The sequence below is a fragment of the Serratia sp. root2 genome (assembly GCF_031931805.1).
GTDB classification, from domain to species: Bacteria; Pseudomonadota; Gammaproteobacteria; order Enterobacterales; family Enterobacteriaceae; genus Serratia; species Serratia inhibens.
Genome location: NZ_JAUJXB010000001.1, coordinates 392,229 through 405,591 on the forward strand (window position 1 = coordinate 392,229; position 13,363 = coordinate 405,591).

Here is a 13,363-nt window from a genome sequence, read left to right on the forward strand (position 1 = left end):
CGAAGGTGCCATAAATTTATTTTGTGATCGCCATTTCAATTTGCAGCACGGGTGATTGATCGTGGTGCAATAGTGATTCATTTTTGATCTTGAATGATGTCATACAAGTTATGGTATGACATGTTGTGTTTTAAAACGATAAACAGAAAAGCCCTGTCTGCCCGTATGGACCGGTATTCATTAAACCTCCCTTGGGAAAACGCACATGAACATCAATTTACCCGTCAAACTGGCGCCAATCCGCTGGCGAAAGCTTATCCCACTGGCTTTTATCACCTATAGCCTGGCATACCTTGATCGCGCCAACTACGGTTTTGGCGCAGCGGCAGGGCTGGCACAGGATCTCAATATTACGCCCGGCATGTCGTCACTGCTGGGAGCCTTGTTCTTCCTCGGTTATTTCTTTTTCCAGGTGCCTGGCGGCATCTACGCCGAGAAACGCAGCGCGAAGGCGCTGATTTTTTGGAGTCTGGTGCTGTGGGGTATTTTGGCCACGGCCACCGGCTTGGTCAGCAATGTGGCGACATTGGCCGTTATCCGCTTCCTGCTCGGGGTGGCGGAGAGTGTCGTGATGCCGGCGATGTTGGTATTCCTCAGCCATTGGTTTACCAAGCAGGAGAGGTCGAAAGCCAATACCTTCCTGTTCCTGGGTAACCCAATCACCGTGCTGTGGATGTCGATCCTGTCCGGTTATTTGGTCGATGCCTTCGGCTGGCGCGGCATGTTCATCATTGAAGGGGTGCCGGCGATTATCTGGGCCGCAATCTGGTGGGTAATATTTGTCGATCGGCCAAAAGATGCTGCTTGGCTCAGCGAGCAGGAAAAAACCGACCTCGAGGCTGCGCTGGCCGCTGAACAGACGGGTATGCAACCGATTAAAAATTACGGTGAGGCATTCCGTTCCCGCAAGGTTTTGGCGCTGTCGTTTATTCATTTCTTCTGGAATATCGGCATGTACGGTTTCATCATGTGGCTGCCGTCGATTTTGAAAACGGCCTCCGGCATGGGCATCGTCGCTACCGGCTGGTTGTCCGCCGCGCCCTATCTGCTGGCGGTGCCGCTCATGCTCAGTGCATCCTACTTCTCTGATAAATATCAGCAACGCAAACCGGTAGTGCTGCTGTTCCTGGGATTGGGCGCGGTATGTTTTTGCGCGTCCTTCACGCTCGGTGCCCATCATTTCTGGCTGTCTTATGTGCTGCTGGTGATAGCCGGCGGGGCGATGTATACGCCGTATGGCCCGTTCTTTGCGGCGATCCCGGAGTTGCTGCCGCGGAACGTGATGGCGGGGGCGATGGCATTCATCGTGAGTTTCGGCGCATTGGGGTCATTTGTTGGCGCCTGGATTGTCGGCTATCTCAATGGCATTACGCAGGGGCCGCAGGCATCTTACGTCTTTATGGGGACGTCGCTGATAATCGCGGTGGCGCTGACGGCTCTGACCCGTTTCTCCAACCCGGTGCAGCGGATTGGCGCGCCTGACGCCGCTGCCTGCCGATAAGGACTGGCCGGGCGGTCATTTAGCCGGCCCGGCCTGTCGCAGCAAGGTGCAGAAAGCGCACTGGCATCCGGCCTGCGGCAATGCAGCGCAGGTGCCGGTGTTGACCGCCTGCGCATCCATCGCGTGAAAACCATAGAACATAGTCTCGAGAGTATTTTCCGCCGCACGCGCCTGTTCTGGCTGCGGTTCCGGCACTTTGGACTGAAACGCCGCTGCCTGCCCGGCCGCCAGGCCAAGGAACAGCAGCGATAGCTGAATCTTCATCTTTTCACTCCCCCTCGCTTTTTACGATACGTTATAACAAAACATCTTTTCTGCCAAGCCGCATCGCCTTGTGCGATTTGCGCCATAGGTTAGCGAAAATAGTTCGTTCTACTCCCTGCCGATTTGGCTTGTTATATCACCCATAACATTCTGAATAAAGAAGGCGTGGCAAATCTATGTTTAAGTTCTCTTTCAACACATTAACCGGCGGGATAGCAGTGGCATTGGGCTTGGCGGCGGGCGTTCATCCGGCGCTGGCGGCGGTGCAGGGCGGCACGCTGGTCTACCTGGAACAGCAGGCGCACACCAACCTTTACCCGCCCTCCGGCGGTTTCTACCCCAACGGCGGCATCCTCAACCAGATCACCGACAAACTGACCTATCAGAACCCGAAAACGCTGGAGATTGAGCCGTGGATCGCCGAATCCTGGAGCAGCAACGCCGACAAAACCGAATACACCTTCAAACTGCGCCCGGGCGTGACCTTCTCGGATGGCACGCCGCTGGATGCCAACGCGGTGGCGAAGAATTTTGATACTTACGGCCTGGGCAACAAAGAGAAACGCCTGCCGGTGTCGGAGGTGATCAACAATTACGACCGCAGCGAAGTGATAGACCCGCTGACCGTCAAATTTTACTTCAAGCATTCATCGCCAGGCTTCCTGCAGGGCACCGCCACCATCGGCTCGGGGCTGGTGTCCCTCAGCACGCTGAACCGCAGTTACGACGAACTCGGCGACGCGCGCCATATCATCGGCTCCGGCCCGTTCGTGGTCAGCGGCGAAACGCTGGGGCGCGAAGTGGATCTCAGCGTACGCAAGGACTACCACTGGGGCCCCACCAAACTGGCGCAGCAGGGGCGCGCCAATCTGGACGGCATCAAGGTGATCGTTACCGGCGAAGACAGCGTGCGCATTGGCGCGTTGCAGGCCGGCCAGGCGGACTTTATTCGCCAAATTCAGGCTTATGACGAGAAGCAGACGCAGGATCAGGGGTTCACGATTTACGCCGCCCCGACGCGTGGCGTTAACGACAGCGTTGCCTTCCGGCCGGACAACCCGCTGGTGAGCGACCTGCGGGTGCGCCAGGCGCTGCTGCATGCCACCGACAGCAAGCAAATCGTCGAGACGCTGTTCTCCGCCAATTACCCGCAGGCCAAATCGGTCATCGCCTCGTCCGCCGCCGGTTTTGTCGATCTGTCCGACAAGCTGAAGTTCGATCTGCAGTTAGCCAACCGTCTGCTGGATGACGCCGGCTGGAAAAAGGGCAGTGATGGCCTGCGCGAGAAAGACGGTAAAAAACTGCTGCTGAATGTGTATGAATCCCTGCCGCAGCCACAGAACAAGGCGGTGCTGCAGCTGGTTTCGCAGCAGTGGGGCAAGGTGGGGGCGCGGCTGAACATCCTGGCCGGCGACGCCGGCAGCCGGGTGGCGGATAACCTCGATCCGCAGAAAACCCCGGCGTCGGTGGTGGAAGTGGGGCGCGCCGATCCGGACGTGATTAAAAGCCAGTTCTACCCGACCAATCGCGATGCGCTGCTGCAAAAGGGCGGCAGCGGCAAGAACAGCCAATTCAGCGATGACAAGCTGAACGCGCTGCTGCTGGGCATCGCCTCCGAAGTCGATGCGCAAAAACGCCTGCAAATCGCCGGCGAGGCGCAAAACTACCTGCTCGATCAGGCCTATGTGATCCCGTTCTTTGAGGAGCCGCAGGTATTTGCCGGCGCGCCTTATCTGAAGGGCGTCAGTTTTGAAGCGGTCGGCCGCCCGAGTTTCTATGGCGCCTGGTTAGAGAAACATTAAGGGGGCAACGATGACCCGATATTTGGCGAGGCGCATTGGGCAGGCGGTGCTGGTGCTGTGGGCGACCTTTACCCTGTCGTTTATCCTGCTGCAGGTGCTGCCCGGCGATGCGATTCTGATTAAATTCCAGAACCCGGACATGGGGCTAAGCCCGGCGCAAATCGCCGATATGCGCGCCGCTTATGGGGCCAACGTGTCGCTGTGGCAGCAGTATTTGCACGCGCTGGGCAACGTGCTGCGCGGCGATCTGGGCTACTCGATTCAGGCCGGCGTACCGGTCACCCGCCTGCTGGCCACCAACCTGCCCGCCACGCTGCAATTGGCGGTGCTGGGTTTCTCGCTGGCGCTGCTCCTGGCGCTGGCGATTGCCTTTATCTCCAATTTGAGCGGTTTTGGCGGGCTGAGATCGGCGTTGCAATCGCTGCCCTCGCTGTTTGTTTCGGTGCCTACCTTCTGGCTGGGCATCGTGTTGATCCAGGTTTTTTCATTCCAGCTTAAGTTGATCCCGGTGATCAACCCGGGCGAGTGGGAAGGGTTGATTCTGCCGATCGTGACGCTGGCGGTGCCCATCTCCGCCCCGCTGGCGCAGATCCTGATCCGTAGCATCGATCAGGTCCAGACCCAGCCGTTTGTCGCCGTGGCGCGTGCCAAAGGCGCCAGCCGCAGCGGGGTGTTGTGGCGGCACGTGGCGCGCAACGCCATGCTGCCTGCGCTGACCATCGCCGGCATTTTGTTCGGCGAGCTGATCGCCGGCGCGCTGATCACCGAAACCGTATTTGGCCGCAGCGGGCTGGGGCAATTGACCCTGCAGGCGGTGCTTAATCAAGACGTGGCGGTATTGCAGGCGATTGTGGTGATCTCCGCCGCCGCCTTCGTCACCATCAACCTGCTGGTGGATCTGCTGTTCCCGCTGCTGGATCCCCGGTTGAAAACGCAGACAGGAGCCGCCGTATGAGCAGTATCTCCTTTGAAAAAGCGACCGTGCCGGAACGCGATCTGGCCGGATTGGAAAGTGAAGGCACCTTGCCGGCCAGCCGTCCGCGCCGCCGCAGGCGCGTGCCGGTGACGCTGCTGCTGGCCTGGGTGGTGATCGCCATCGCGGTACTGTGGGCGCTGGCGCCGCAACTGTTTACCGTTTACAGCGGCACCGAGGGCATTGCCGGCGCGCAGCGGCTGGCGCCGGGCGGCACACACTGGTTGGGCACCGATCAACTGGGGCGTGATCTTTACGCGCGCATTGTTTATGGCGCTTCGCAAACGCTGTCCGCCGCGCTGGTGGCGGTGGCGTTGGGCCTGTTGCTGGGCACCGCGCTCGGGCTGATTGCCGGAGCGGTAGGCGGAGTGGCGGACGATGCGGTCATGCGCCTGGTCGATGTGTTGCTGTCGATCCCCGGCCTGCTGTTGTCGCTAAGCGTGATTATCCTGCTGGGGTTTGGCACGGTGAATGCCGCGATCGCCGTCGGCATCACCTCGGTCGCCAACTTCGCCCGCCTGGCGCGCGCGGAGGTGGTGCGGGTGCGCCACAGCGATTACGTCGAAGCGGCCTATGGCAGCGGCGGCACCTTTTGGGCGGTGCTGTGGCGGCATATTCTGCCGAACTCGCTGACCTCGGTGATTGCCTTCTCGGCGCTGCAATTCGGCAGCGCCATTCTGGCGATCGCCACCCTGAGCTTCCTTGGCTACGGCACGCCGCCGCCAACGCCGGAGTGGGGGTTGTTGATCGCCGAAGGGCGCAACTACATTTCCACCGCCTGGTGGCTGACCACTTTCCCCGGTTTGGCGGTGGTGGCGGTGGTGCTGGCGGCTAACCGCATCAGCCGCGCGCTGGCGAGGACGCATTGATGAGCATTCAAACCGCATTGCAACGGGCCGCCGCCACGCCGGTGCTGGAGCTGGACAAGGTGTCCATCGCCTATCAGGAGGCGACCGGCAGCCGCCGGGTGGTACACGACGTCTCGTTCTCGATCCAACCGGGTGAGGTGGTGGCGCTGGTCGGTGAGTCCGGCTCCGGCAAGACCACCACCGCGCAGGCGATCATTGGCCTGCTGACGGAAAACGGCCGTCTGGAGCAGGGCGCAATCCGCCTCAACGGCACCGACATTGCCCACTGGTCGTCACGCCGGCTGGATGCGGTGCGCGGCGCGCAAATCAGCCTGATCCCGCAAGACCCATCCAGCTCGCTTAACCCGGTAAAAACCATCGGTGAGCAGGTGGCGGAGATCGTCAACATTCACCGTCGCTTGCCGCGCAAGCAGGTGCAACAGCGGGTGGTGGAGCTGCTGACCCGCGTTGGCCTGACGCACCCGGAGCTACGGACGCGTCAGTACCCGCACGAGCTTTCCGGCGGCATGAAACAGCGGGTGTTGATCGCTATCGCCATTGCGTTGCAGCCGGCGCTGATTATCGCCGATGAGCCCACCAGCGCGCTGGACGTCACGGTGCAGAAACGCATTCTTGATCTGATCGACGAGCTGCGGCATGAATTCGGCACTGCGGTATTGCTGGTCACCCACGATCTGGCGGTGGCGGCGGAGCGCGCCGATCGGCTGCTGGTATTCCGCCACGGCCGGGTGCAGGAGCAGGGCGTGACCGCCGAGGTGCTGCGCGCACCCGCCAGCGACTATACCCGCCGGCTGTTCGCCGATGTGCCTTCGCTGACCGGTGCCGCCGCGCCGCGGCTAAACCTTGGCACGCAAGAGCCGACGATCCAGGTTAACGGGTTGGTGAAAGATTTTCGTCTGGCCGGCTCCGGCGGCAAAAGCTACCGCGCGCTGGATCAGGTTTCCTTCAGCGTACCAGGCGGTACTACCCATGCGCTGGTGGGGGAGTCCGGCTCCGGCAAGACCACGCTGGCGCGCTGCCTGCTCGGTTTTCAGCGGCCGGACGCCGGGCAAATCATTATCGACGGCACCGATTTCACCCGGTTGAAGGGGGAGGCGCTGCGTCAGTTCCGCCGCCGTATTCAGTTGGTGTACCAGAACCCCTTCGGTTCGCTCGATCCTTCGCAGACGCTGTATCAGGTCATCGAAGAGCCGCTGCTGAACTTCGAACCCTTGGGCAAAGCCGAGCGTTATCGCCGGGTGCGCGAGCTGTTCGAACGGGTGGCGTTGCCGGACGATTTGCTTGGCCGCAAGCCGCGCGAGCTGTCCGGTGGCCAACGCCAGCGGGTGGCCATCGCCCGCGCACTGGTGTTGCAGCCCCGGGTGTTGGTGCTGGACGAAGCCACTTCGGCGCTGGACGTGACGGTGCAGGCGCAGATCCTGCGCTTGTTGCAGGACTTGCAGCAAGCCTTGGGGCTGACCTATTTGTTTATCTCGCATGATCTGGCGACGGTGCGGCAGATTTCGCACAGCGTATCGGTGTTGCACCGTGGGCAGCAGGTGGACGGCGGCGCTACCCGCGACCTGTTCGCCATGCCGGGCAGCGATTACACCCGTCAACTGATTGAGGCCATTCCCGGCCGCCACTGGCATGCCGCACAGCCAAAGAGTGAGGACGCGTTCCATGAGCAGTAAGAGACTTGGTTTTTTCACCCGGTTGCTGGATCAGGGCAGCGCGCAACAGCGTTACCGGCTGGCGACCGAACAGATCGTGCATGCCGAACGGGCCGGATTTGATACCGCCTGGGTGGCGCAGCACCATTTCCATGAGGATGAGGGCGGCCTGCCTTCGCCGCTGGTGTTTCTGGCGCAGGTGGCGGCGCGCACCCGCCATATTCGGCTGGGCACCGGGGTTATCACGCTGCCGATGGAGTCGGCAATTCGCGTGGCGGAAGACACCGCAGTGCTGGATCTGTTGTCCGACGGCCGGCTGGAGGTCGGCATTGCCGCCGGCGGCACCCCGTCCTCGTTCAGCGCTTTCGGGTTCGATGCCCAACAGCGCAACGCGGTGTTTGCCGACAACGTCAACACCCTGCTGCGGGCCTGGCGCGGCGAAGCGTTGGGCGGCGAGGATAACCGCTTGTATCCGGCAGCCCCGCAGTTGGCACAGCGAGTCTGGCAAGCCACTTTCTCGGTGGAGGGCGGCGAGCGCGCAGGGCGGGCCGGTGATGGCTTGATGCTGTCGCGCACCCAACCGCGCCCGGCGGATGCGCCGGATTTGCCGTTGGACGCGTTGCAGAACCCGATTATCGACGCCTATCTGGCGGCGCTGCCGCCCGGCATCGCGCCGCGTATCATGGGCTCGCGCACGGCGTTTGTCACCGACCATAGCCAGCAGGCACGGGACTTTGCCGCGCAGGGGCTTGGCCGTGGGCTGGAACGCCTGCGCGCCAGTGGCCACCGGCCGTCCGACGAATCGCTCGACGGATTGATCCGCGCCTTTGACGTGCACCTGGGCACGCCGGAACAGGTGATTGCCTCGCTGCAACAAGACAGCGCACTGGCGCGAGTGACCGATCTGGCGTTTCAGGTGCATTCGATCGACCCGCCGCATGCCCACATACTGCGCTCGATCGAGCTGATCGCCCGCCATGTTGCACCGGAGCTGGGCTGGCAACGCCGCAACCCCGCTTCCATCTCCCACGAACATCACGCTGAGGAAAAGGTATGACAGCCACATTGAACACTGAGGATCTGCTGGCGACGCTGGCTGAGATCGCGCCCGACTCCGCCTTGGCGCAGGCCAGAACGACGCGCCAGGCAGCGACAGACGCCATTCAGGCCAGCTATCTGGCGCTGTTTGCTCCCGCCGACGCCGGGGATTTCCCGCTGGCGCAGCGGCTGCAGATCGCGCAACGCATCAGCGAATGGCAGGCCGACCGGCCATTGGCCGCACATTACGCGGCGTTGCTGCAAGGGCAGGGTGGCGCACCGGCTGGCCCGCGTTGGCAGGCGGCGCTGGATCATGCCGAACGGCTGGCGTTCAAGCCCGCCAGCGCCGACGCACAGCATTTGCAGGGATTGCAGCAGGCCGGTTGGTCGCTGGACGACATCGTTACCCTGTCGCAACTGATCGCTTTTGTCAGCTTCCAAAGCCGTCTGCTGACCGGTTACCGGCTGCTGGGCGATCAACCGGTTGAGGTGACCGGCACTCAGGTCAGGGCCGGCGGTTGGCGTACCGAATCAGCCACGTTGAGCGGCCGCCATGCGCCACCGGCGTTTACCCGCCAGGAACTGGGGTGGGAGCCGTGGATCGCCGCCAAACCGCTGGCGGAATTTGATGAGCCGGGCCAGGCGTTGTTGACGCGCTTCGGGCATAGCGATTCGGATTATTTCCGCCTGCTGGCGCGCAACCATCCGGTGCTGGAACAACGCACGCTGGCGGACAGGGCGATTTTCTACACCCCCGGCGGGCTGGATCGTAAAGACCGCGAACTGGCGGCGACAGTAGCCAGCAAGGTCAACGGCTGCATCTATTGCGCCTCGGTACATGCCCGCAAGGCGGCGCAACTGTCGAAAAAAACGGAAGATGTGCAGCGCCTGCTGGACGTTGCACCGGGCGGCGTACTGAGTGAGGGGCAAGGGGATCGCTGGCGGGCGCAGATTGAGTTTGCCGCTGCGCTGTCCGCCACGCCGCCGCAGGTTAACGCTCAGCATCTGGCAGCGCTGCGCGAGCAGGGGCTGGACGAACTGGCACTGTTGGATCTGGTGCAATCAACGGCGTTCTTTGCCTGGGCCAACCGGCTGATGCTGACGCTGGGCGAACCCTTCGACGATTAAGGCGGACGCCCGCCTTACATCGGCCACACCGCATCGCGCACGGTGATCGCTCTGGGCAGCAGGCCCAGGGCGTAAAACCGATCGGCAATGCGTTGTTGTTCGCGAATCACCTGGACATTCATGGCGCGGGTTTCGTGGCTACGGCGAGACAACGCCAGCTCAAGCGAGGCCGGTGGCAACCCCAGTTCGCTGGAGAGATAACGCGCCGCCTCAACCGGCTGTTCGGCAATGTAGCGGCCGGTATTTTGCAGCGCCAGCATTACCTGCTGAAGCAGATCGCCCGACTGCTCGGCAAAGCGACGTCTCGCCAGATAGAACTGCTGATTCAACACCCGCTGCGTGCCGTCGGCGATCACCCGCAATGTCCCCGAGCGCTGTGCGTCGCTGAGCAACGGATCCCACATCATCCAGGCATCTACAGCCTGATAGTCGGTCGCCGACAGCGGATACTTCGGCGGCGCATAGACTATGCGCACGTCGCGTAGCGCCAGCCCTTGCTCGTCGAGCATCTGCACCAGTAAATAGTGAACGTTGGAGCCTTTGTTGACCGCGATGCGCTTGCCGCGCAGATCGGCGGCGCTGCGGATCGGGCTGTCGTTCGGCACCACCATCGCCACGCTTTGCGGCGCCGGTGGTTCATAGGCCACATAGACCATGCCATGCCCCTGAGCCTGGGCGAAAATCGGCGGCACCTCGCCGGTGGTGCCGAAATCGATCTCATCGTTATTCAGCGCATGCAATAGCTGCGGCCCGGCGGGGAACTCGCTCCACAGGATGCTGATGTGCCGGTCGGCGAAGCGCTGCTCCAGACTTTGCCGCGCTTTGAGTACCCCGAGATTGCCGAATTTCTGGTAGCCGATACGCAACTCTCGTTCCTGCTGCGGCCAGGCGGCTGGAGGAGAGGCGACGGTAGCGGCGGTGCGGCGGCGCGGTTTGATCAGCCCGAGGTGCGCCAGGTGGGTGCGCAGCGTATTGCGACTGATGCCAAGCAGCATGGCGGTTTGCAATTGGTTGCCGTCGCTGGCCTCGAAGGCGTTGTGTACCAGCGAGTTCAGCACCCGCTGATAGAGCTGCGTGGTGTCTCCTTGCAACTGGCGGCGCATAAAGTGCCCGATTGCGTCATCGCCGGCGAGGCCGGCATCCTGCAGGCTTTGATTGAGTCGCAATTGGTGGGGGGCGATCAGCGCATCTTTGCTCAGCAGCACGGCGTTGTGCAGGGTATTTTCCAGTTCACGCACGTTGCCCGGCCAGTGATAATCCAACAGCGCCTGCAAGGTTTCCGGCGCCAGCCGCAGCCGGGGCCGCCCCAACCGGTGGCCGTACAGCGTAAGAAAATGCTGGGCCAGCACCGGAATATCGTCCGGCCGTTGGCGCAGCGGCGGTAGCGTGACCGCCGCCACGTTGAGCCGATAATAGAGGTCTTCGCGAAACAACCGTTCGCGGATCGCGCTGGCCAAATCCACGTGGGTGGCGGCAATCACCCGGACATCCACCTTCAGCGCCTTGCGTGAACCGACACGGGTGATCTCCCGTTCCTGCAATACCCGCAACAGTTTTACCTGTAATGGCAGGCTCAGCTCGCCAATTTCATCCAGCAGCAGGGTGCCGCCTTCCGCCGCCTCGAACCACCCCTGATGGGTGCTGGTGGCACCGGTAAAGGCACCTTTCTCATGGCCGAACAGCTCGGCCTCGGCGAGGCTTTCGGTCAGCGCGCCGCAGTTCACCGCCAAAAACGGCTGATGACGGCGCAGGCTGTTGTGGTGCAGATAGCGCGCCACCACCTCCTTGCCGGTGCCGGTTTCACCGACGATCAGCACCGTGGCTTCGGTCGGCGCCAACCGGTCCAGCACGCTTTGAAAGGCGATCGACGCCGGGTCGATCAACACCGGTTTGTCTGGCGCATAGGGTTGCGGGTTATGCATTGGGCGGCTCCAGGCTTGGCCGAGGCTAACGGAGAAAAAATCTTATCCCAGCAGGACGGTAACGGCGAGGGGAGCAAAAGCGCGGGTTGCTGCAAATGCAGCAATTCGTCAGCAACGGCTGTTGCCAATGCAGCAGTTTTGCCTGGGCTGAAAATCGACAACCAGATGATTTTAAACAACTAAAAAAAACCGCAATGCTGGCATGCATCCTGCTGACAGGTTTATAACCAAAGGGTATTTTTCTATCGATTAAAACCAGGAATGGTTATATGGGAAAGGCATAATGACTGAGTCCGTGAAAGAGAATATTAACGTTTTCTGGTTCCTGCCGACCCACGGCGACGGCCGCTATCTCGGCACAGCTCAGGGTGGGCGGCCGGTGGATTTACCCTACCTGCAACAAGTGGCGCTGGCTGCCGACAATCTGGGGTATTACGGCGTGCTGATCCCCACCGGCAAGAGCTGCGAAGATTCCTGGCTGGTGGCGGCGGCACTGGCGCCGATCACCCGCCGTCTGCGCTATCTGGTGGCGGTAAGGCCGGGTTTGCAGCCGCCGAGCCTGGCTGCGCGCATGGCGGCAACGCTGGACCGGCTGTCTGAGGGACGGCTGCTGATCAACGTGGTGACCGGCGGCGACCCGGTAGAGAACAAGGGAGACGGCATTTTCCTTAACCACGCTGAGCGCTATGAGGTGACGCAGGAGTTTCTCGAGGTCTACCAGCGCTTAATGAAAGGCGAAAAGGTTGATTTTGCAGGCAAGCACATTCATGTCGAAGGCGCGGAACTGCTGTTTCCGCCGGTGCAGCAAAACGGCCCGCCACTCTATTTCGGCGGTTCCTCCGAAGAGGCCATCGACATCGCCGCCAACCAGATAGACACCTATCTCACCTGGGGCGAGCCGCTGGAGCAGGTGGCGGAGAAACTGGCGGTGGTGCGCCAACGCGCCGAACAACAGGGGCGCAAGCTCAACTACGGCATTCGCCTGCACGTCATTGTGCGCGAGACGGAAGAGGAAGCCTGGGCCGCCGCCGATCGGCTGATAAGCCATCTGGATGAAGGCACCATCGCCGCCGCGCAGAAAATTTTCGCGCGCATGGATTCCACCGGGCAAAAACGCATGAGCGCACTGCATGGCGGCTCGCGCGATGATCTGCGCATCGGCCCTAACCTGTGGGCCGGCGTCGGCCTGGTGCGCGGCGGCGCCGGCACCGCGCTGGTGGGCAATCCGCAACAGGTGGCGGAGCGCATCCTCGAATATCGGCAACTTGGCATCGACAACTTTATCCTTTCCGGCTATCCGCACCTCGAAGAGGCACATCGCTTCGCCGAACTGGTGATGCCGCTGCTGCCGCTGGCGCAGCCGTTGAACGCGGCGGCGCGCACGGTGAATACCGGCCCGTTCGGTGAAACCATCGGCGGCGACAAACGGCCGGGCCAGGCGGTAAAGGCGGTCTGATAGCAATGCACGCGGCATTATCCTCAGTGGCCGTTTGGGTTATTGTCGCCAAACCTGCGAGCTGCGCGGCGTGTCCATCCGGTAATCCGAATAGGGTCGCGTGAAGATCTCGCGGCCCAGATCGCGGGCGGCCAACAGCGGGTTGCGCGGATCGCGGCTGATTTCGCCCCGACTGTTGCCCGCGCCGTGCACCACCCCGACAAACTCGGAATGCGAGTAGCGGCTGAACTCCTGGATCTGATGCGCGATGCCCATTGCGGCCCCGGGATAGGTTTCTTCCGAGGCAACCGCCAGCCCGATGCGTTTGCCGCTCATGCGCTGATGTACCTGCTTCGCATCCGGGTAGGCGTCGGCGTAATAGCTGAAAGAGCGATCGAAAAAGGCTTTGGTCTGCGCCGACATGCCGTACCAGTAAATGGGGGTGCAAAACACCGCGGCATCGGCCGGCAGAAAATGCTCCAGGAACAGTTCGCCATAGCGGTCGGCCGGCGGTGGGTTGTGGCGCTCATCCGTCAGAAATCCGCTGATATAGTCATCCAGAAAATGCAGGCTGGCCCCGGTCCCCGCCTCGGCGGCACCCGCCATGACGGCTTGCGCCAACGCGGCGCTGTTACCGTCGCGGCGCGGGCTGCCGACCAGCACGATAAGGCGTTTGGGTTGATGAGTTGAATTCATGTGATTCTCCTTTTTCCGAGCGTGAAATTGTCATCGCCACTCTATGAGAGACGAGGTTCAGGCGACAAATGACGCTTTCTCTG

At 61.8% G+C, this 13,363-nt stretch carries 11 protein-coding genes; 8 read left to right on the forward strand and 3 right to left on the reverse strand.

What is annotated here, in order from left to right:
• The first annotated feature begins 205 nt into the window (after positions 1 to 205).
• Entirely contained in the window at positions 206 to 1,501 is a 1,296-nt protein-coding gene (locus QZQ97_RS01810) for an MFS transporter (RefSeq protein WP_311991980.1), read from the forward strand.
• A gap of 15 nt (positions 1,502 to 1,516) precedes the next feature.
• Here QZQ97_RS01810 and QZQ97_RS01815 read toward each other — a convergent pair whose 3' ends face one another.
• Entirely contained in the window at positions 1,517 to 1,765 is a 249-nt protein-coding gene (locus QZQ97_RS01815; RefSeq protein ID WP_311991981.1) for a hypothetical protein, read from the reverse strand.
• 176 nt (positions 1,766 to 1,941) lie between these two features.
• Between QZQ97_RS01815 and QZQ97_RS01820 the strand changes: the two genes are divergently transcribed.
• From QZQ97_RS01820 to QZQ97_RS01845, 6 genes are read left to right on the forward strand one after another with little or no spacing between them, the layout of a single operon-like run.
• Positions 1,942 to 3,567 carry a TIGR04028 family ABC transporter substrate-binding protein gene (locus QZQ97_RS01820; RefSeq protein ID WP_311991982.1) on the forward strand — a complete coding sequence of 542 codons (1,626 nt, stop codon included), beginning with the start codon at positions 1,942 to 1,944 and terminating at the stop codon, positions 3,565 to 3,567.
• 10 nt (positions 3,568 to 3,577) lie between these two features.
• Positions 3,578 to 4,522 (forward strand): ABC transporter permease, encoded by a 945-nt coding sequence (locus tag QZQ97_RS01825; RefSeq protein ID WP_311991983.1) that lies wholly within the window; start codon positions 3,578 to 3,580, stop codon positions 4,520 to 4,522.
• Positions 4,519 to 5,409, forward strand: coding sequence for an ABC transporter permease (locus QZQ97_RS01830; RefSeq protein WP_311991984.1), 891 nt, complete (start codon positions 4,519 to 4,521; stop codon positions 5,407 to 5,409). Before QZQ97_RS01825 ends, QZQ97_RS01830 begins: the two co-directional genes overlap by 4 nt.
• A complete protein-coding gene (locus QZQ97_RS01835; RefSeq protein ID WP_311991985.1) occupies positions 5,409 to 7,082 on the forward strand; it encodes an ABC transporter ATP-binding protein in 1,674 nt (557 codons plus the stop codon). The genes QZQ97_RS01830 and QZQ97_RS01835 overlap by 1 nt, the downstream gene beginning before the upstream one ends.
• Positions 7,072 to 8,118, forward strand: a complete 1,047-nt coding sequence (locus QZQ97_RS01840; protein WP_311991986.1) for a putative FMN-dependent luciferase-like monooxygenase — start codon at positions 7,072 to 7,074, stop codon at positions 8,116 to 8,118. Before QZQ97_RS01835 ends, QZQ97_RS01840 begins: the two co-directional genes overlap by 11 nt.
• A complete protein-coding gene (locus tag QZQ97_RS01845; protein WP_311991987.1) occupies positions 8,115 to 9,227 on the forward strand; it encodes an alkylhydroperoxidase domain protein in 1,113 nt (370 codons plus the stop codon). The genes QZQ97_RS01840 and QZQ97_RS01845 overlap by 4 nt, the downstream gene beginning before the upstream one ends.
• A gap of 14 nt (positions 9,228 to 9,241) precedes the next feature.
• On the opposite strand, the gene QZQ97_RS01850 is transcribed toward QZQ97_RS01845, so the two are convergent.
• Positions 9,242 to 11,149, reverse strand: coding sequence for a sigma-54-dependent Fis family transcriptional regulator (locus QZQ97_RS01850; protein ID WP_311991988.1), 1,908 nt, complete (start codon positions 11,147 to 11,149; stop codon positions 9,242 to 9,244).
• A 283-nt stretch (positions 11,150 to 11,432) separates the two neighbouring features.
• Here QZQ97_RS01850 and ssuD point away from each other — a divergent pair, with 283 nt between their 5' ends.
• Positions 11,433 to 12,605, forward strand: a complete 1,173-nt coding sequence (gene ssuD, locus QZQ97_RS01855) for an FMNH2-dependent alkanesulfonate monooxygenase (RefSeq protein ID WP_311991989.1) — start codon at positions 11,433 to 11,435, stop codon at positions 12,603 to 12,605.
• 39 nt (positions 12,606 to 12,644) lie between these two features.
• Here ssuD and QZQ97_RS01860 read toward each other — a convergent pair whose 3' ends face one another.
• Positions 12,645 to 13,280 carry a flavodoxin family protein gene (locus tag QZQ97_RS01860; protein WP_311991990.1) on the reverse strand — a complete coding sequence of 212 codons (636 nt, stop codon included), beginning with the start codon at positions 13,278 to 13,280 and terminating at the stop codon, positions 12,645 to 12,647.
• Positions 13,281 to 13,363: the final 83 nt, after the last annotated feature.

Excerpts from the sequence above, each read along its gene's own strand:
- QZQ97_RS01840 (WP_311991986.1), top strand. The coding sequence starts at position 7,072 with ATGAGCAGTAAGAGACTTGGTTTTTTCACCCGGTTGCTGGATCAGGGC.
- QZQ97_RS01860 (WP_311991990.1), bottom strand. The coding sequence starts at position 13,280 with ATGAATTCAACTCATCAACCCAAACGCCTTATCGTGCTGGTCGGCAGC.
- QZQ97_RS01835 (WP_311991985.1), top strand. The coding sequence starts at position 5,409 with ATGAGCATTCAAACCGCATTGCAACGGGCCGCCGCCACGCCGGTGCTG.
- QZQ97_RS01825 (WP_311991983.1), top strand. The coding sequence starts at position 3,578 with ATGACCCGATATTTGGCGAGGCGCATTGGGCAGGCGGTGCTGGTGCTG.
- QZQ97_RS01815 (WP_311991981.1), bottom strand. The coding sequence starts at position 1,765 with ATGAAGATTCAGCTATCGCTGCTGTTCCTTGGCCTGGCGGCCGGGCAG.
- QZQ97_RS01850 (WP_311991988.1), bottom strand. The coding sequence starts at position 11,149 with ATGCATAACCCGCAACCCTATGCGCCAGACAAACCGGTGTTGATCGAC.
- ssuD (WP_311991989.1), top strand. The coding sequence starts at position 11,433 with ATGACTGAGTCCGTGAAAGAGAATATTAACGTTTTCTGGTTCCTGCCG.
- QZQ97_RS01845 (WP_311991987.1), top strand. The coding sequence starts at position 8,115 with ATGACAGCCACATTGAACACTGAGGATCTGCTGGCGACGCTGGCTGAG.
- QZQ97_RS01830 (WP_311991984.1), top strand. The coding sequence starts at position 4,519 with ATGAGCAGTATCTCCTTTGAAAAAGCGACCGTGCCGGAACGCGATCTG.
- QZQ97_RS01820 (WP_311991982.1), top strand. The coding sequence starts at position 1,942 with ATGTTTAAGTTCTCTTTCAACACATTAACCGGCGGGATAGCAGTGGCA.
- QZQ97_RS01810 (WP_311991980.1), top strand. The coding sequence starts at position 206 with ATGAACATCAATTTACCCGTCAAACTGGCGCCAATCCGCTGGCGAAAG.